Source organism: Methylobacterium sp. 22177 (genome assembly GCF_052045615.1).
Lineage (GTDB): Bacteria > Pseudomonadota > Alphaproteobacteria > Rhizobiales > Beijerinckiaceae > Methylobacterium > Methylobacterium radiotolerans.
Genome location: NZ_JBQEPK010000003.1, coordinates 221,645 through 240,122, shown reverse-complemented (window position 1 = coordinate 240,122; position 18,478 = coordinate 221,645). Strand labels below are relative to the sequence as shown.

Sequence of the window (18,478 nt, the reverse complement as noted above, 5' to 3'; positions counted from 1 at the left end):
ATCACGGAGCCGCCCCGCCATCACGAGCGGAGCGACGTCACCCAGGGCAGCGCGACACCTGTCAGCGCGGCGCTGCCCTGGATCGCTTCGCTGCGCTCGCAACGACGGCGGCAGCGAAGCACGCAACCTGAGCTGGCTGTCAGTACTTCCGCACGAGCGGCGCCGGAGCCGGGGCCGGCGGCGCGCCGAAGACGTAGCGGAAGCCCACCGAGACGATGTCGGCGCTGGAATCCACCACGCCCGCGAAGGCGATGTTGCTGATGTTGTAGTCGCGGCCGATGCCCGCGAGGATCCGCGAGCGGTCCAGGAAGAAGTGCGAGTAGGCGAGGTTCAGCGTCAGCTGCTGGCTCCAGCGGTAGCTCGCGCCGACCGAGACGTTGTACCGGTCGCCGTCCGGCAGGCGCACCGAGCGGTTCCGGAAGTCGATGGGCGAGGTCTCGTAGGCGAAGCCGGTCCGCAGCGTCAGGTTCGGCGAGGCGTCGTACTCGGCGCCGATCGCGTAGGTGAACCCGTCCTTGTAGTTGAGCGGCAGGTTGTTCACCGGCAGGCCGATCGTCTTCGACACGATGCCGATGGTGCCGAGCCTCGACCAGTTGTCCCACTCGAAGCCGAGATTCACCCGCGCCACCGGCGAGACCGCCTGGGTCAGGCCGACGCTCAGCTTGTCGGGCGTGTTCAGCTTGGCGCGGACCTGCCCGGCCAGCGGCGCCAGGGCGACGAGCGGCACGCCGATCGAGCCGTCGATGTCGTGGTGCACCGAGGAGCGGTAGCCGATGCCCAGCACGGTCCCGTCGCGGGGCGTCAGCGTGGCGCCGGCGGTGAAGCCCGCGCCCCAGGACTCGCCCTTGAGGAAGGAGCTCGGGTACGAGGTCGGCAGGATGCCGGGGATCGGCAGCGCCTGCCGGAGGGTCAGGCGGAAATACTCGATGTTCGGGCCGGCCGCGATCGAGAGCCACTCGTTGACCTTGAAGCCGATGACCGGGTTGATCGCCAGCGAGAAGATCCGCGACGAGCGCCCGTAGACCTCGCCGGCCCACACGTCGCGCGGCTTGGTCACGAGGCCGAACGGGGCCCCGGTGGAGAGGCCGAGCCAGAGGCGGTCGTTGAGCTGATAGGACGTGGCGCCCGCCGGCACGACGGCGCCCTGGCCCAGCTCACCCGAGCCGCCCAGCCGCGCGAAGCCCGGATTGGTGCCCGGCGCGGGCCGGATCTCCGAGGAGAGGCCGATATAGGTGAAGTTCTGCTCCGCGACGAAGCCCGGGTTCATCGTGATCGTCGCGGGATTCCAGAAGATCGACGAGACGCCGCCCGATCCCGACGCCGCGCCCGCGAAGGCCAGTCCCTGGGCCTCGGTGCTCTGCTCCCGGATCCCGAACGCCCCCGCCTGCACCTGCCCGGCGCCGAGGATCACCGCCGTCGCCGCCAGCATCGCAGCGCGAACCGTCCCGCCCATCTGTTCCCCCAAGCCTTCGTTCTGCTGGGCGCCGTCGATTGTTCGAGACCCGTTATGCGGCGACCTTTCGTGCATGGTGCCGTTTTCGGGCGCAGGACCGCAATGACCCTGATCATTTTCGGCACCGAGAGGAATAACAGTAGATTACGATCGGTAAACGGCACCTTCACAAGCGAAAGCGCGCGATCATCGAGACTCTTCAGTCTTGATCCGGGGTCTCGCACCGAGACGGCGGCAGGAACAATATATCCAGATGTCGCCGACCCTGCACTTTTCCGCCGTCCTGTGGCCCGGCTGCGACACCCGATGGGCGGACCCGTAGCCGCGGCCGGCCTTGCACCCGGGTCGAGGCCCGGCCATGGTCCCGGCGTCCGGCGCAGACCGGTTCAGGGAAGGATGAGGAGTGCGACCATGAAGCTCTTCCGGCACGGCCCGAGCGGCGACGAGAAGCCCGGCCTCGTGGATGCCAGCGGGGGGCTGCGCGACCTGTCGGGCATCGTGCGCGACATCGCCGGGCCGGCCCTCGCGCCCGACTCGCTCGCGCGGCTGCGCGCGCTGGATCCCGAGACCCTGCCGAAGCTGCCTCCGGACGTGCGCCTCGGCCCCTGCGTCGGCGGCACCCGGAACGTCGTCGCCATCGGCCTGAACTTCGCCGATCACGCCGCCGAGACCGGCTCGCCGATCCCCGCGGAGCCGATCATCTTCAACAAAGCCCCGTCCAGCCTGTGCGGGCCGAACGACACGGTCATCATCCCGAAGGGGTCGCACAGCACCGACTGGGAGGTGGAGCTCGCCGTGGTGATCGGGCGGCGCGTCAGCTACGTCCACGCCAACGAGGCGCTGAGCTACGTGGCGGGCGCCTGCATCTGCAACGACGTCTCCGAGCGCGAATGGCAGATGAACCGCGGTCCGACCTGGACGAAGGGCAAGAGCGCGCCGACCTTCGGCCCCCTCGGGCCCTGGCTGGTGACGCTCGACGAGATTCCCGACCTGAAGAACCTCGCCATGAGCCTCGACGTGAACGGCGAGCGCCGGCAGACCGGCTCGACCGCCACGATGATCTTCGACGTTCCCCAGCTCGTCGCCTACACGTCGCACTTCATGCTGCTGGAGCCGGGCGACGTGATCACCACCGGCACGCCGCCGGGCGTCGGCCTCGGCATGAAGCCGCCGCGCTACCTCAAGGCCGGGGACGAGATGGTCCTGCGCATCGACCGGCTCGGCGAGCAGCGCCAGAAGGTCATCGCGTTCGACGACTGGACCGCCAAGGTCTCGGCCGGGGAGCCGACGGACTGACAGGCTGGGCCGCCGCCTGCGCCCGGGCGGCGGCCTGTTCTCCGGGACACCCCACCGATATCGGTGATCGCCCGACGCCGGGTCCGGACGGGTTTCTACATACCCTCGATTGAATTCTGATTTTATTTTAACATTGCAAGTTAGATCAGGAACATCGGCCAATTAAGACAGCGTTATAGCATCGATGTAAAATGCCCGCATCGCCGATCGGGCCCGACATGACGACCAAGATTGATTTTTCAAGAGGCCGGACGTTCAGATCGGAGTCCGAGCCGCCGACGCTCAGGTCGATCGAGATCCTGGCCGATGCCGTGAAGCAGGCGGCTCAGGAGAAGACAGGTCGGATCCGGCGGATCACGGCGCGGACCAAGATCCTCGCCCTCAACGCCCTCATCGAGGCCGCACGGGCGGGAGACGAGGGACGCGGCTTCGCGGTCGTTGCCCAGGAGGTGCGCGCCCTCGGCGAGTCCGTGGACGTCATCGCCGGCGAGCTGGAGCTTCACCTGGCGGGCCGCATCGTCGAGCTGCAACGCACCGTCGAGACGATGGCGGGCCGCGTCCAGGGTGAGCGGCTGGTCGATCTCGCGCTCAACGCGGTCGAGCTGATCGATCGCAATCTCTACGAGCGCACCTGCGACGTGCGCTGGTGGGCGACCGACGCCGCCATCGTGACCTGCGCGGCCGATCCCGGCCCGGCCGCGGCGGCCCTCGCGGGCGAGCGCCTCGGCATCATCCTCTCGGCCTACACCGTCTATCTCGATCTCTGGGTCTGCGACCTGGACGGCCGCATCCTCGCGACCGGCCGCGCCGATCGCTATCCCGGCCTGCGGGGCCGGAGCGTCGCGGGGGAAGCGTGGTTCCGGGACGCGCTCGCCCTGCAGAGCGGCGACGCCTTCGTGTGCGCCGACGTGCGTCGGGAGGAGGCGCTGGGCGGCGCGCAGGTGGCCACCTACGCGGCGAGCGTGCGGGCGGACGGCCGGGCGAACGGCGCCCCGCTCGGCGTCCTGGCGATTCACTTCGACTGGGCGCCGCAGGCGCACGCGATCGTCTCCGGGATCCGCGTCGCGCCGGAAGACCGCGACCGCACCCGCGCGCTGCTGGTCGACGCCGGCGGCCGGGTGCTGGCCGCCTCGGACCAGGCCGGGCTCCTGACCGAACGGGTCTCCTGCCGGATGGACGGCCAGACGAGCGGCGTCGCGCGGGATCCGCGGACCGGCACGGTCACGGCGTTCCATCGGACACCGGGCTACGAGACGTATCGCGGGCTGGGCTGGTACGGCATGATCGTCCAGACCGACCCCTCGGTCGGGCGTTCGGGCGCGCGGCCCGCTTGATTTCTGGCCGCCGATCCGGCTCAAACACCGGATGAGCGCGACTTCCCTCCCCGGTTCCCAGCAGCCTGACCTCGGCGAGATCCGCCACGACTGGAGCGTGGCGGAGATCCGCGCGATCCACGACCTGCCGCTGATGGACCTCGTGTTCCGGGCTGCACAGGTGCACCGCCGGCACAACGACCCCGCCGACATCCAGCGGGCGTCGCTCCTGTCGATCAAGACCGGCGGCTGCCCGGAGGATTGCGCCTACTGCCCGCAATCGGCCCACCACAAGGGCGCGGGCGTCGCCCGCGAGCGGTTGATGCCGGTGGAGACGGTGCTGGCCGAGGCGGCCGCCGCCAAGGCCGCCGGCGCCCAGCGCTTCTGCATGGGCGCCGCGTGGCGCCAGCCGAAGGACGGCCCGGAATTCGACGCGGTGCTCGCCATGGTGCGCGGCGTGCGCGGCCTCGGCATGGAGGCCTGCGTGACGCTCGGCATGCTCACGCCCTCGCAGGCCGGGCGCCTCGCCGAGGCCGGGCTGACCTCCTACAACCACAACCTCGACACCGGCCCGGACTTCTACGAGGACATCATCTCCACCCGAACCTACGACGAGCGTCTGCAGACCCTCGCGAACGTCCGCGAGGCCGGGATCGGCGTGTGCTGCGGCGGCATCGTCGGCATGGGCGAGGGCGTCACCGACCGCGCCGCGATGCTCCAGGTGCTCGCCAACCACGCCCCCCATCCGGAGAGCGTGCCGATCAACGCCCTCGTGGCGGTGCCCGGCACGCCGCTGGAGGATCAGCCGGCGGTCGATCCGTTCGATCTCGTGCGCATGTGCGCCACCGCGCGGATCGTGATGCCGCGCTCCCGCGTGCGGCTCAGCGCCGGCCGCAAGAGCCTCACCCGCGAGGCCCAGGTTCTGTGCTTCCTCGCCGGTGCCAACTCGATCTTCTACGGCGAGCGGCTGCTCACCACGGCCAATAACGGCCAGGACGACGACGCGGCTCTGCTGGCCGATCTGGGCATCCGGGTCGGCGAGCCCGTCCGGGCCGCGGCCGAGTAGGCAACAGGTCGCCGTCTCGCCCTTCCCGGCCCCTGCGCGCGGCGCCTCAGCGGCGCCACGGAGCCCGGCCTCGCCCCCCGACCGGGCCCCTCCCGGTTCACGGCGGTCGCCCGCGGGCGATCGCGTCAGCCCTCCGGCAGCACGATCCGGAAGCGCGCCCCGCTCGTCCCCTCGTCCTGGCAGGTGTCGAGGGTGAGGGTTCCGCCGTTGATCCCGATCAGTTCGGCGGCGATCGGCAGACCGAGGCCCGTGCCGCCGGACCGCATGGATCCCTGGAACGGCGCGAACAGGTTCTCCCGGGCGCGCGCCGGCAGGCCGGGGCCGTTATCGGTGACCAGGATCGTGATCCGACCCGACGCCGCGCGCGAGGCGACCACGCTCACGGTGGCCTCCGGCACGGCGGCCCCGTCCAGCGCCTGCACGGCGTTGCGCACGAGATTGGCCAGCGCCCGACCGAGCTGCTCCGGATCGGCCTGCACGGAGAGATCGCCCGCCGCGACCTGGACGCTGACCGGGTGCGCCGCCAGCGCGGCGAGATCCGGGAGCTCCGCGAAGATCGGCGCCAGCGGCGTGCTGGTCAGGAGCGGCGTCCGCTCGGAGACGCGCCCGTAGGCGAGGGTCGCCTCGCAGAAGCGGATCGCGCGGGCCAGCGTCCCGACGAGGCGGGGGGCCACGCGCTGCACCGTCGGATCCTCGGTACCCTCCAGGCGGTCGCCCAGGAGCTGCGCGCCGGTCAGCAGGTTGCGCAGCTCGTGGCTGATCTTGCTGACCGCGAGGCCGAGCTCGGCGAGACGCCGCTTCTGCCGGAGCTGGTCGGCGAGGCTGCGCTGCATCCGCCCGAGCGCCCGCTCGGCCTGGCCGATCTCGTCGCTGCGGCGGGACGGGGCGATGATCCGGCCGGCATCCTCCGGATCGTCCGCGAAGACCGTGATGCTGGTGGCGAGGCGCCGCACCGGCCGCACGATCAGCACCTGCAGCACCACGAAGACGAGACCGGCCGCGGCGGCCGCGATGATCAGCGAGGAGACCAGCAGGCGCAGCGCGTAGTCGATCATGGCGGTGCGCAGCGGCGCCTCGTCGAGCAGGATCTCGACACGGTCGAAGCCGATCCCGCCCTCCCCGACCACGCGGATCGGCTCGTGGACCGGCGCCACGAGGGTGCGCCACGCGCCCCGGATCGCCGACAGGGCCGTGACGTCGCGCAGGTCGACGGTGTCGGCGACCTGCTCGGGCATCGGCTCGATGGCGAGCAGGCGCTGGGCGCCGCCCCCGCGGACCGCGATCGCCCGGGCGTTCACGCCGGCCAGGAGGCGGCTCTCGAGCGGCTCGGAGACCGGCTCGCCGGTCCGGCCATCGAGGACCAGGGCGGCGACCTGCGCGGCCGCCAGCCGGTCGGACATCCACTCGATCCGGTAGTTGGCCACCGCCGGCACGTAGGTCAGCACCTCGGCCACCACCACGAACGCGACGGTCACGAGGAACAGCCGCCCGGACAGGCCGAGGCGCGCCGTGCGCCGCTCGGGCAGGTCGCGGGCCGGAGCGGGCGCCGGCGTCGCCGGTGCCGCGGCCTGATCGGACTTGACGGACACGCCGGTCACGCTCCGCGCGGGCATCGCGGATGAGGATCGGCGGAGAGAGGATTGAGAAAGCTCGAGCCGGGTCCGGCCTTCGCGGGATACATGTTCGCAAGCCACAGATTCGCAGGCGGGAATACAGGCTCTCGGCGGCGAGCACTATACGATATCCACCCCCACGCGGTTGCATGTGACCTTAGACACGGAAAAACGGATCCGGCGGTGGATCGCGTATCCCGGCGGCGCCTGTCAGCCGTGCCTGTCAGCCGCGCTTGGCGCGCCGGCTCAGCAGAATGCTGACCAGGGCGAAGGCGGCCAGCATCCCGAGACCCGCCACCATCTTCGGCGTGACCAGGGCGCGCAGGGTCAGAGCCGTGTCGCAGCCGCCCGACCCCGCCGCCAGGCAGGCGGCCTTCGCGGCCTCGTGGGCGGCGACGACGTCCTCGATGCCGGCGCCCGTGGTGGCGTACACGAGAGCCCCCGGCAGCAACCCCAGGAACGTCGCGAGCACGAAGACCCGCATCTTCACCCCGAAGGCGGCGGGTGCGAGGTTGGTCACCCAGAATGGGAACAGCGGCAGGAGGCGCAGCACGGCGATGTAGCCGAAGGCGTCGCGCCGGAAGCCCTCGGCCAGCCCGGCGAGGCGCGTGCCGCCCATGCGCCGCAGGAGGTCGGCGCCCGGCCCGCGGCCGATGGCGAACACCATGGCCGCTCCGGTGGTGGCGGCACAGACCGCGGTGAGCGCCCCCGGAACGATGCCGAACAGGAAGCCGCAGACCATCGTCAGGATCAGCGTGGCCGGCACAGACACGACGACGGCCCCGACATAGAGGCAGTAGGCCGCGACCAGCGCGCGGAGATAGCCGGCCTCGACGAAGCCGCGCAGCCAGAGGCGCGAGGTGAGCAGGCGGTCGAGGCTGAGGAGCTGCGCGGCCCCCGAAACCAGGACCACCGCCGACACCGTCAGGAGCAGCACGAGCGGGAGCCAGCGCCGCAGCCGCTTCCAGCGTCCTTCGCGGCTCTCCGCGCGACCCTCGGCGACAGGCGCGTTGCCGGTCTCGCTCACCCGGGCTTGCGCATCCGCAGGATCTTGAAGAACCCGCCCGGGAAGGTCGGCTTCAGGCCCAGGACCTCGACGCCGTTGCGCCGGGCCCAGGCCTCGATCCGCGTCGCCTTGAAGTCCGACGACCAGCCGATCTTCGTGCAGAGCGGCGCCACGATCTCCTCGACCCGCGCGACCGGGCCCTCGCTCTGGCCGAAATGGTTGGCGAGCACGATACCGCCGCCCGGGCGGACCACCCGCAGGAACTCCGACAGCGCGGCCTCGGGATCGGGAACCAGGGTGATCAGGAACTGCGCCACGACGGCGTCGAAGCTCGCGTCGGCGTAGCCCAGGTGGCAGACGTCCATCACCTGGAGGCCCTTCACGTGCGCCAGGTTCCGGCGCCGGACCTTGGCGCGGGCACGCTTGAGCATGTCCTCGGAGAGGTCGACGCCGCAGACGAAGCTCGCCTTCGGATAGTAGCCCAGCGCCAGCCCGGTGCCGACGCCGGCCTCCAGGATCCGCGGCCCGTGCTCGGCCGCCGCCTCCACGGCGGCGCGAGCCGCGGGCTCGGTGAGCTTGTCGTAGACCACGTCGTAGACGGGGGCCCAGCGGGCATAGGCCTTGCGCATCAGGGCCGTGCTCGGCCCGGCCATCTGCGGCTCGCTCAGCATCGTTCGCAATTTCCAGAGGTTGAGATCAGGCGGCCTCGCGGGGCCGGGCCGACAACGCGTCGACACGCCGGATGGTGCCGCCGCCCAGGACCCGGGCCCGGGGGCCGTCATCCGCGTAGATCGCGCAGGCCTGGCCCGGCGACACGCCGTCCTCGGGCTCGGCGAGCACGACCTCGGCCGCGCCGTCCGGCCCGACCGTCAGCGTCGCCGGGCGCGGCGGCCGGGTCGAGCGCACGCGGACCGCCACGGGCAGGTCGCGCACGGCTTCCGCCGGCCCCTCGCCGAGCCAGTTCAGGTCCGACAGTCGGATCCGGGTCGTGGCCAGCGCCGTGCGCGGCCCGACCACCACCCGGGCCGCGTCCGGCTCCAGCCGCACCACGTAGAGCGGCTCGGGTCCGGACAGGCCGAGGCCCTTCCGCTGGCCCACCGTGTAGTGCACGATCCCGTCGTGCCGGCCGAGAACGTGGCCATCGAGATCGACGATCTCGCCGGGCCGCGCCGCGTCGGGGCGCAGACGCGCGATCACGTCGCTGTAGCGGCCCTGCGGCACGAAGCAGATGTCCTGGCTGTCCGGCTTCTCGGCGAGCGACAGGCCGAGTTCCTTGGCGAGCGCGCGGGTCTCGGTCTTCTCCATCTCGCCCAGGGGGAAGCGCAGGAAGTCCAGCTGCTCCGCCGTGGTCGCGTAGAGGAAGTAGCTCTGGTCGCGGGCGGGATCGAGGGCGCGGTGGAGCGCCCGGCCGCCGCCAGGAAGCGCCCGGCTGGCCACGTAGTGGCCGGTGGCGAGCGCGTCGGCGTCGAGATCCCGGGCGAGGCCCAGCAGGTCGCGGAACTTCACCGTGCGGTTGCACTCGACGCAGGGGATCGGCGTCTCGCCCGCGAGGTAGCTCTCGGCGAACTTCTCGATCACCTCGTCGCGGAAGCGGTCCTCGTAGTCGAGGACGTAGTGCGGGATGCCGAGATGCTCCGCCGCCGCCCGGGCGTCGTGAATGTCCTGGCCGGCGCAGCAGGCGCCCTTGCGGTGGCTCGCCGCGCCGTGGTCGTAGAGCTGGAGCGTCACGCCGACCACGTCGAAGCCCTGCCGCTTCAGCAGGCCCGCGACCACGGAGGAATCGACGCCGCCCGACATGGCGACGACGACGCGCGTCTCGTGGGGGGCTTTGGGAAGATCGAGGGCGTTCATCGCGAGGGTCCGCAGCCGCCGGCCCGGAAGCTCCCCGGCTGCACGGGCCGTCTATAGCGGGACTTCGCCCGGCTTTCCAGGGCGGCCGGGCCGGACACTCGGCAGATCCTGCCGGGCGGGCGGCAGCTTCGATCAGGCCCGCTCCGCGCATCGCGGGAAGAGAACGAACGTTTCCAGCACCTTAGCGGACCGTCCCGGTGGCGCGCGCCTTGCTGCGGAGCGGCTCAGAGGAGTCCGGTATGGCGAGCGGCGCGGCGGATCGGTTGGATGTCACCACGTGGATTCCGTCCGCGCGGAGCGCGCAGGCGCCGCGTTCGGGCTGGGAGGCCGCGGGCGTGGCGGCCCGCGCCGGCAATTCCGCGCAGGAGCGCTTCGGCGCCGCCCTGAGCGCGGCCCAGGCCCGCGACGCCGCCGCCGCGGCGCGGGCCCGCGCCGCCGATCAGCGCGACGTCACCGACGCGGCCCGCGCCCGGCAGGCCGACCTGCGCGATCAGGCCGACGCCGCGCGGGTGGCCAGCGACCGCGCGCGGGATGCGGCGCTGCGGAGCGAGGCCAGGGCCGCAGACAAGAAGGCCAGCCTCGCCAAGCCGGCGGACGCCGCGGCCCCGGCGGAAGCCGCGGCTCCGGCGGACGCGGCGGCTCCGGCGGCGCGGGCCCGGCAGGCCGAGGGGCAGCCCTCCGTCGCGGGTGCGCGCACCGCCGAGACCGGACGGACCGAAACCGCCGGTCGGCAGGGTTCCGAGGCCGCCGCGGCCGGGGAGGTTCCGGCCTCCGAAATGGCCGCCACGGCAGACCACGAGGCCGCGTCGATCGACGCGGCGGCGCTGCCGCAGAAGGCCGAGACCGCCGCGCAGCCGGCGGGGTCGAGCCCGTCCGCCTCCCTGCTGGCCCTCATCGCCGCGCTGTCCGAGGGCGGCGCCGCGACCGGGACGGTCAAGGTCGAGGCGGACGGGGACACCGGCACCGCGCCGGCGCAGGACGGCGCGGCGGCGCTCCCCGGAACCGGCGTGGCCGCGGGTCCTCCCGGCACGGACGCGCGGGGCAGCGGCCGCGCGGGCGGAGCCGTCTCGGGGGTCGCCGGATCCGGCCCCGCCACAGCGTCGGCCGGCGGTCACGAACCCGGCAAGGTCGGGCCGGGCAGCGTCCCCGTCGACGGCCCGACGGCCGGTGCCGGCGGCGCGGCGGCCGCGACGTCCGACGCGGCGACCCAGGACTTCCTCACCGTTCTGACCGACGCGGGCCAGGGCGCAGGCCCGCTTCAGACGATGCCCGCGGCGGCGCAGGGCGGTCCGACACCGCCCATACCGACCGGCCAGGCCGTGGACACGTCGCGTGCCGCTCAGGAGGCTGCCGCGCCGAACCAGAGCGCCGCGTCGGTCCGGACCGATCCGCCCATCCCGATCGGCCAGGTGCCGATGACCATCGGCCTGAGGTCCCTGCGCGGATCCAACGAGTTCCAGATCCGCCTCGATCCGGCCGAACTGGGACGCATCGACGTCAAGCTGGAGATCGACAAGGCGCACGGCCGCGTCATGACCCACTTGGTGGTCGACCGGCCCGAGACCCTCGCGCTGCTCCAGCGCGATTCCGGCCAGCTGCAGCAGGCGCTGTCCCAGGCCGGCTTCGATCCCGCGGCCGGCGGCATCAACCTGTCGCTGCGGGGCGACGGAAGCGCCCAGAGCGGCGGTAGCGGTGGTCAGCCGGGCGATTCCCCGCGCGGGGGCGGCACGGGCTGGTCGCGCGATCAGGCGGACGCCCCGCAAGAGATCGCCCCGATCCGCCACCTGCGCGGCTACGGCGGCGTCGACATGAGAATCTAGGCGGGGCGCAGGGCGCCCGCATCGCGGACCGACACGGACACCGACACAGCGCGCATCCGGCCCCTGCGCCAGGACGCGGCACGGGAGAGATCAGCATGACGAGCGGCATATCCAGCCTGACCAGCACGACGAACACCACGGGTTCGTCGACGAGCAGCAGCGGCAACGCCACCGAGATCGCCAGCAACTTCACGCAGTTCCTCACGCTGCTGACCACGCAGCTCAAGAACCAGAACCCCCTCGACCCGATGGACACCAACCAGTTCACGCAGCAGCTGGTGCAGTTCGCCGGCGTCGAGCAGCAGCTGAAGACCAACGACCGCCTCGACAGCATCCTCAGCGCGTCGCAGTCGGCGAGCTCGGCCTCGGCCACGAGCTACATCGGGAAGACCGTGACGGCGGACGGCAGCGCGTCGCAGCTGTCCGGCGGCTCCGCCTCCTGGACGCTGAACCCGGCCCGGGCCGCCTCGAAGGCGGTGATCACGGTCCTGGACTCGAAGAACAACGTCGTGGCCACGCAGACCACCGCCCTCAGCGCCGGCAGCCAGACCTACACGTGGAACGGCAAGACCTCGGCCGGCCTGACCGCGCCCGACGGGAACTACTCGATCAAGGTGGCGGCCACGGACGCCACCGGCTCGAGCGTCGCGGTCGATACGAGCCTGACGGGGGCCGTCGACGAGGTCGATCTCAGCGGAACGTCGCCGGTGCTGGTGATCGGCTCGCAGAGAGTGCCGCTGTCCAGCGTGCAGACCATCGGGTTGTCCACAAGTGGCACTTAACGAATCACATCCGAGTGACTCGCTTCAACATCTCTTAAGCGGGCACAAGTACCTTCAATGCTCGACAGGTCAGTCGAGTGTAGAGCGTATCATGACCGAACCGAGCCGCCCGAGAGTGAAGTACGTGATCGGGCCCGACGGCAGCCCCCTGACGATCGCGGACCTTCCGCCCCCGAGCACCCGTCGCTGGGTGATCCGGCGCAAGGCCGAGGTCGTGGCCGCGGTGCGCGGCGGTCTCCTCAGCCTGGAGGAGGCGTGCAAGCGCTACACGCTGACCACCGAGGAATTCCTGAGCTGGCAGTTCTCCATCGACCAGCACGGCCTTGCCGGCCTGCGGACGACCCGGATCCAGCATTACCGCCACTGATACGCGACGCCCCTGCCGGGCGCCATCGTCCCGGGACGCCGCAGGCGATCCCGGGGCCCATCGAGACCGAGGGTGCCGAGACCCGGCGCATCGGCGGCTCTGGTCGAGGGACTCGCCTCGCGGCCCCGGACCGACGCGAAGGCCTCACGCCCGCAGCGACGACCCGAGACGGCGCCCAGGGACTGGCCCGGTCGACTCCGAGATCCCACGAAGCCGCGTCCGGACCCCGGGCGCGGCTTCGTGCCGTTCCGGGCCCGCCTCCGGACCGGCCGGACCGTCGGCATTAACGACCCGCTAACCACGACCTGGGCAATTTCTGCCGAGCGGACCGCCGGGGTCCGCCAGCGTTAGAGTGCAGCGAATCCTCCCGTGAAGCCGGTTCTCGATCTCGTCACGAAGTTCGGACCGGCCCGAATCGCCGCCATGGCGGCGGTGACGCTGACGCTCATCGGCTTCTTCGCCTTCATCATCCTGCGGGTCTCGCGCCCCGATATGGGCGTGCTGTTCTCCGACCTGTCGATGCAGGACTCCGCGTCCGTGGTCCGGGAATTGGACAGCCGCGGGATCCGCTACGAGACGCGGGGCGATGCCGGGCAGACGATCCTGGCCCCGCGCCCGGACCTCGCCAAGCTGCGCATGGACCTCGCCGGCAAGGGGCTGCCGACCCAGGGCGGCGTCGGCTACGAGATCTTCGACAAGGGCGACGCGTTCTCGTCCACCAACTTCGTTCAGAACGTGAATCACCTGCGCGCCCTGGAGGGCGAGCTGGCGCGCTCGATCCGGGCGATCGGCCGGGTCCAGGCGGCCCGTGTCCACCTCGTCCTGCCGGAGCGCCGCCTGTTCGAGCGGGACCGGGAAAGCCCGAGCGCGGCGATCGTGCTGAAGCTGATGGGCGACCTCGATGCCGGGCAGGTCCGGGCGATCCGCCATCTCGTGGCCTCCGCCGTGGAGGGCCTCAAGCCCGAGCGGATCTCGATCGTCGACGAGCGCGGCCGGCTCCTGGCGGACGGCGCGCGGGATGCCGCGACCGACGTCGCCAGCGGGTTCGAGGACCGGCAGGTCGCCCTCGAGCGGCGCCTGCGCGGCCAGATCGAGGACGTCGTCGCCGGCATCGTCGGCCCGGGCCGGGCCCGCGTCCAGGTCAACGCGGAACTCGACCTCAACCGGGTCGAGAGCCGCTCCGAGACGTTCGATCCCGAGAGCCGCGTCGTGCGCTCCGCCCAGACCCGCACCGAATCGGCGGTCACCGGCAATGCCGAGGGGCAGGTCAGCGTCGGCAACGAGCTGCCCGGCGCCAATGGCGGCGACAAGGCGCCGACGCCCAAGGACGCGACCAACAAGAACGAGGAAACCACGAATTACGAGATCTCCCGGGTCACCAAGACCGAGATCGCCGAGGGCGGCCGGATCAAGCGCCTGTCGGTCGCGGTGGTGCTCGACGGGGTCTACGCCGCCGCGCCCGACGGCAAGCAGACCTATAGCCCGCGCACGCCCGCCGAGATCGAGCGGATCACCGCCCTGGTCCGCGGCGCGGTCGGTTTCGACAAGGCCCGCGGCGACCAGATCGAGGTGGTGAACCTGCGCTTCGCGGAAGCGCCGAGCGTGCCGCAATTCACCGAGCCGACGCTGATCGAGTCGCTGCTCGCCCCCACCAAGGACGACGTGCTGCGCATGGCCGAGCTCGCCGTCCTGGCGCTGCTGACCCTGATCGTCCTCCTCACGGTGGTCCGCCCCCTGGTGCGCCAGGTGCTCGCGCCGGTGCCGGAAGCGCCGGCCCTGACCGCGTCGGGACTGGCGATCCCCGGCGACGCCGCCGCGGTCGCGGGTCCGGGCGGGACCGTGACGGTCATCGACCGCGACAGCCCGACCGCGCGGCTGATGGAGTTCGCCAAGATCAACGGCCAGGTCCAGGCCGAGACGGTCCAGCGCGTGGTCGACATGGTCCGGGCGAGCCCGTCCGAGACCGTCGAGGTGCTGCGCACCTGGATCCAGGAAGAGTGAAGCGTAGGGCGTCGAGGGCAACACGATGGCGGCAGGTGCGGGACAGGGTCTGGCGAACACGCTGGCGACGGCGGGCGGCGATTCGTTCGCGTCGATGCCCGGCCCGCAGCGCGCCGCCGCGCTCCTGCTGATGCTCGGCGAGGAGGAAGGCGCGCCGATCTGGCAGATGCTCGAAGAGGAGGAGATCAAGAAGGTCAGCCACGCGATGGTCCAGCTCGGCACGCTGGAGGCGACCACCGTCGAGAAGCTGATCATCGAGTTCGTGACGAAGCTCAGCAACAGCGGCGGCATCTCGTCCAACTTCGAGCGGACCGAGGCGCTGCTCCTGAAGATCTTCCCGAGCGACCAGGTCTCGCTGATCATGGCGGAGATCAAGGGCGCGTCCGGCAAGCGGGTCTGGGCCTCGATCGCCCAGGTCGATCCGGAGATCCTCGCCTCGTTCCTGCGCAACGAGTACCCGCAGACCGTGGCGGTGGTGCTGTCGCGGGTGCGGGCCGACTACGCCGCCAAGGTGCTGACCATCCTGCCCGAGGATTTCGCCATCGACGTCCTCAACCGGATGCTGCGCATGGAGACGGTGCAGAAGGAGGCCCTGCGCCACATCGAGGAGACCCTGCGAGTCGAGTTCGTGTCGACCATCGCCCAGACCCAGCGGCGCGACGCCCACGAGATGATGGCCGACGTGTTCAACGCCTTCGACCGGCAGACGGAGGGCCGCTTCCTCGCCGCGCTCGACCAGGCCAACCGCGGCTCGGCCAAGCGGATCCGGGAGCTGATGTTCACCTTCGAGGACCTGCTGAAGCTCGATCCGGGCAGCGTCCAGACGCTGCTGCGCGGCATCGACAACGAGACCCTGTGCCGCGCGCTCAAGGGCGCCAACGAGCCCACCCGCGGCTTCTTCCTGAGGCAGATGTCGACCCGCGCGGCCAAGAACCTCACGGACGAGATGGCCTCGCTCGGGCCGGTCCGCCTCAAGGAGGTGGACGAGGCGCAGGCCAAGATGACCGAGATCGCCAAGGACCTCGCCGAGAAGGGCGAGATCATGATCGCGAAGAATAGCGCCGAGGAGGAGCTGGTCTATTGAGCGCCCAATCCGCCCGGAGCGCGAAGCCGTTCCTGTTCGAGACCGACTTCCGCAGCGCCCGCCCCAGCGCCGAGGCCCAGCGCGCCGCCGAGGCCGCGGCCCGCGCCGAGGCCGAGGCCCACGCCCGCGGCATGCAGGAGGGCCGGGTCCAGGCCGAGGCGCAGGTCCAGGGCCGGCTCGCCGATGCCATGACCCGCCTGGCGCTGGCCACCGCGGGCCTGATCGCCCAGGCCGACGCGCGCGACCTCGAGCGCGAGGCGCAGGCGGTCGAGGTGGCCATGCTGATCGCCCGGAAGGTGGCCGGCGACGCCCTCGACGCCGCCCCGCTCGCCGGGATCGGCGAGGCGGCCCGGACGGCGCTCCAGCACCTGCGCGGCGTGCCGCACTTGGTGGTGCGGGTGCACGACAGCCTCGTCGAGGACGCCGAGGCCCTGGTGAAGCGCCTCGCCCGCGAGCGCGGCTACGAGGGCCGGCTCGTGGTGCTGGGCGATCCCGACATGGCGGCGGGCGACGCCCGCATCGAGTGGGCGGACGGCGGCATCGTGCGGGAGCGCGCCCGCATCGAGGCGGCGGTGCTCGACGCCCTCGGCCTGCCGACGAGCCCGTGAGGAGATCCTGATGTCCGACGATTTCAGCCTGCCCCAGCTCGGCGAGCACGACACCGACTACGCGGCGGGCTCGATCCGCGACGCGCCCACCACGCCGAAGACGGCGGCCGACCTGGAGCAGCTCTTCGACGTGCCCGTGATGGTCTCGGCGGTGCTGGGCTCCGCCCGGATGCCGATCGGCGACCTGCTCCGGCTCGCGCCCGGCGCGGTGCTCGAACTCGACCGGAAGGTCGGCGAGGCGATCGACGTGTTCGTCAACAACCGGCTGGTCGCCCGCGGCGAGGTCGTCCTCGTCGAGGACCGCCTCGGCGTGACGATGACCGAGATCGTCAAGGGTGAGTGATTGTTCGGTGCGGATGCCGGGGGGCTGTCCGCGCCCGGGTTTTGAGAGGGACGAACCATGCGGCTCCTGATGATCGGGCGGCTCAACGGCGAGCTGATCACCGCCTCGAAGATCGCCATGCAGCGCGGCGCCGCCGTCACGCAGGCCGACGCCGTTCCGCAGGGCCTCACCGTCCTGCGCGCGCGGGGCGCCGACCTCATCATGATCGACGTGGGGCTGCCGATCCGGGAGCTCGTCACCGCGTTGGAGGGGGAGCGGATCCGCACGCCGGTGGTCGCCTGCGGCGTCTCGGCGGACGCCTCAGCCGCCGTGGCGGCGATCCGGGCGGGCGCCAAGGAATACATCCCGCTCCCGCCCGATCCCGAGATGATCGCGGCGGTGCTGGAGGCAGTCGCCACCGACCGCGCCGCCTTCGTCTGGCGCGACCCGTCCATGGAGCGGGTGGTCAAGCTCGCCGAGCAGGTCGCCCGCTCCGAGGCCTCGGTGCTGATCACCGGCGAGAGCGGCACCGGCAAGGAGGTGCTGGCCCGGCACGTCCACCAGAAGTCCAACCGGGCGGGCAAGCCCTTCGTCTCGGTGAACTGCGCGGCGATCCCCGAGGCCCTGCTCGAGTCCGAGCTGTTCGGCCACGAGAAGGGCGCGTTCACCGGCGCGGTCGCCCGGCGCATCGGCCGGTTCGAGGAGGCCAACGGCGGCACGCTGCTCCTCGACGAGATCTCCGAGATGGACGTGCGCCTGCAGGCCAAGCTGCTGCGCGCCTTGCAGGAGCGGGTGATCGACCGGGTCGGCGGCACCGCCCCGGTCCGGGTCGACATCCGCGTGCTCGCCACCTCGAACCGCAACCTCGCCGAGGAGGTCCGCAAGGGCACGTTCCGCGAGGACCTGCTCTACCGCCTCAACGTCGTCGGGCTGCGGCTCCCGCCGCTGCGCGAGCGACCGGCCGACATCCTCGAACTCGCCACTCACTTCGCCCGGAAATACGCCGCCGTGAACGGGATGCCGGTCCGCCCGCTCTCCGCGGAGGCCCGGGCGCTCGTGCTGCGGAACCCGTGGCGCGGCAACGTGCGCGAGTTGGAGAACACCCTGCACCGGGCGGTGCTGCTCGCCTCGGGCGACGCGATCGGCCCGGAGGCGATCCTCTCGCCCGAGGGCGAGACCTTCGCGGCGGAGGGGCCGGCCGCGCGCGCCGCGCAGGTCGCCGAGGCCGCCACCCGCGGGCTGGTGGGCCGGACCGTGGCGCAGGTCGAGTGCGACCTGATCCTCGACACGCTGGACCATTGCCTCGGCAACCGGACCCACGCGGCCAAGATCCTCGGCATCTCGATCCGGACCCTGCGCAACAAGCTCAACGAGTACGTCTCGGCCGGTCTCGACGTGGCCGAGCCCGGCAGCGTCCGGGCGAGCGTCGCCTGCGGCTGACGCGCGTGTCCCTGTAGGGGCTTCGGGATCGGCTTCACCCCGCCATCCCGGGGCCGGGCGGCGGAGCCCGGGATCCCGACGCGCCAGCGCAGGGCGGACCCGGGCCGTGACGGGAGCGGAGCGGGAGAGACGCTCTAGCGCCGCCCGCCCTGGGCCGCCTTGTGGGCCTCGGCCTGGGCCGCGAAGGCGGCGTCGAGCTTGCGCAGGGATTCGTAGCGGGCGACGTCGCCCTCGACGTCGCGGATCGTCTCCTCGACGAGGTGGCGCTGAAGGGCGACCCGCGGATCGTCGGGCGGGAACGCCTCCCGCTCCTGCAGCCGGAGCACGGCCTGCCGCACGACCGTGTAGACCGCCTCGCGCTCCTCACGGGTCATCGACGGCTGGATCGCCTTCGCGACGAGATCGGAGAAATCCGACATGGACCGTTAGACTTCGCTCATCCAGGGGCGCCCGGTT

The 18,478-nt window shown here is 71.9% G+C and carries 17 protein-coding genes; 11 read left to right on the top strand and 6 right to left on the bottom strand.

From position 1 onward, the window contains the following. Window positions 1-139: 139 nt before the first annotated feature. Window positions 140-1,429, bottom strand: a complete 1,290-nt coding sequence (locus tag ACTJK8_RS05665; protein WP_244413137.1) for an OmpP1/FadL family transporter — start codon at window positions 1,427-1,429, stop codon at window positions 140-142. 435 nt (window positions 1,430-1,864) lie between these two features. Here ACTJK8_RS05665 and ACTJK8_RS05660 point away from each other — a divergent pair, with 435 nt between their 5' ends. From ACTJK8_RS05660 to bioB, 3 genes are all read left to right on the top strand, one after another. Then, window positions 1,865-2,749 carry a fumarylacetoacetate hydrolase family protein gene (locus tag ACTJK8_RS05660; protein WP_440761633.1) on the top strand — a complete coding sequence of 295 codons (885 nt, stop codon included), beginning with the start codon at window positions 1,865-1,867 and terminating at the stop codon, window positions 2,747-2,749. A 218-nt stretch (window positions 2,750-2,967) separates the two neighbouring features. Next, complete coding sequence (locus ACTJK8_RS05655) at window positions 2,968-4,083, top strand: methyl-accepting chemotaxis protein (RefSeq protein ID WP_440761632.1); 1,116 nt, start codon at window positions 2,968-2,970, stop codon at window positions 4,081-4,083. Between the two features lie 31 nt (window positions 4,084-4,114). Continuing rightward, window positions 4,115-5,128 (top strand): biotin synthase BioB, encoded by a 1,014-nt coding sequence (gene bioB, locus ACTJK8_RS05650; RefSeq protein ID WP_012321972.1) that lies wholly within the window; start codon window positions 4,115-4,117, stop codon window positions 5,126-5,128. 125 nt (window positions 5,129-5,253) lie between these two features. Here bioB and ACTJK8_RS05645 read toward each other — a convergent pair whose 3' ends face one another. The 4 genes from ACTJK8_RS05645 to mnmA form a co-directional block, all read right to left on the bottom strand. Beyond that, on the bottom strand, window positions 5,254-6,741 hold the full coding sequence (locus ACTJK8_RS05645; protein ID WP_043373450.1) for a sensor histidine kinase: 1,488 nt from the start codon (window positions 6,739-6,741) through the stop codon (window positions 5,254-5,256). 223 nt (window positions 6,742-6,964) lie between these two features. Further along, window positions 6,965-7,768, bottom strand: coding sequence for a TVP38/TMEM64 family protein (locus ACTJK8_RS05640; protein WP_440761631.1), 804 nt, complete (start codon window positions 7,766-7,768; stop codon window positions 6,965-6,967). Next, window positions 7,765-8,418, bottom strand: coding sequence for a class I SAM-dependent methyltransferase (locus ACTJK8_RS05635; protein ID WP_012321969.1), 654 nt, complete (start codon window positions 8,416-8,418; stop codon window positions 7,765-7,767). Before ACTJK8_RS05635 ends, ACTJK8_RS05640 begins: the two co-directional genes overlap by 4 nt. 25 nt (window positions 8,419-8,443) lie before the next feature. Then, window positions 8,444-9,598 carry a tRNA 2-thiouridine(34) synthase MnmA gene (gene mnmA, locus ACTJK8_RS05630; RefSeq protein WP_440761630.1) on the bottom strand — a complete coding sequence of 385 codons (1,155 nt, stop codon included), beginning with the start codon at window positions 9,596-9,598 and terminating at the stop codon, window positions 8,444-8,446. A 335-nt stretch (window positions 9,599-9,933) separates the two neighbouring features. On the opposite strand from mnmA, the gene ACTJK8_RS05625 reads away from it, so the two are divergent. The 8 genes from ACTJK8_RS05625 to flbD all read left to right on the top strand — a co-directional run bounded on the left by ACTJK8_RS05625 (window position 9,934) and on the right by flbD (window position 18,022). Continuing rightward, entirely contained in the window at window positions 9,934-11,418 is a 1,485-nt protein-coding gene (locus tag ACTJK8_RS05625) for a flagellar hook-length control protein FliK (protein ID WP_440761629.1), read from the top strand. A gap of 95 nt (window positions 11,419-11,513) precedes the next feature. After that, a complete protein-coding gene (locus ACTJK8_RS05620; protein WP_043074908.1) occupies window positions 11,514-12,200 on the top strand; it encodes a flagellar hook assembly protein FlgD in 687 nt (228 codons plus the stop codon). A 91-nt stretch (window positions 12,201-12,291) separates the two neighbouring features. Then, window positions 12,292-12,567, top strand: a complete 276-nt coding sequence (gene sciP / locus ACTJK8_RS05615; RefSeq protein WP_007569077.1) for a CtrA inhibitor SciP — start codon at window positions 12,292-12,294, stop codon at window positions 12,565-12,567. A 369-nt stretch (window positions 12,568-12,936) separates the two neighbouring features. Then, entirely contained in the window at window positions 12,937-14,568 is a 1,632-nt protein-coding gene (fliF, locus tag ACTJK8_RS05610) for a flagellar basal-body MS-ring/collar protein FliF (RefSeq protein WP_071000422.1), read from the top strand. 25 nt (window positions 14,569-14,593) lie between these two features. After that, window positions 14,594-15,652 (top strand): flagellar motor switch protein FliG, encoded by a 1,059-nt coding sequence (fliG, locus tag ACTJK8_RS05605; RefSeq protein WP_012321964.1) that lies wholly within the window; start codon window positions 14,594-14,596, stop codon window positions 15,650-15,652. Continuing rightward, a complete protein-coding gene (locus ACTJK8_RS05600; protein WP_024828322.1) occupies window positions 15,649-16,260 on the top strand; it encodes a FliH/SctL family protein in 612 nt (203 codons plus the stop codon). Before fliG ends, ACTJK8_RS05600 begins: the two co-directional genes overlap by 4 nt. A gap of 10 nt (window positions 16,261-16,270) precedes the next feature. Further along, window positions 16,271-16,603 (top strand): flagellar motor switch protein FliN, encoded by a 333-nt coding sequence (gene fliN / locus ACTJK8_RS05595; RefSeq protein WP_012321962.1) that lies wholly within the window; start codon window positions 16,271-16,273, stop codon window positions 16,601-16,603. Between the two features lie 57 nt (window positions 16,604-16,660). Beyond that, window positions 16,661-18,022, top strand: coding sequence for a sigma-54-dependent transcriptional regulator FlbD (gene flbD / locus ACTJK8_RS05590; RefSeq protein ID WP_012321961.1), 1,362 nt, complete (start codon window positions 16,661-16,663; stop codon window positions 18,020-18,022). Window positions 18,023-18,156: 134 nt separating this feature from the next. Here flbD and ACTJK8_RS05585 read toward each other — a convergent pair whose 3' ends face one another. Further along, window positions 18,157-18,441 (bottom strand): hypothetical protein, encoded by a 285-nt coding sequence (locus tag ACTJK8_RS05585; protein WP_012321960.1) that lies wholly within the window; start codon window positions 18,439-18,441, stop codon window positions 18,157-18,159. Window positions 18,442-18,478: the final 37 nt, after the last annotated feature.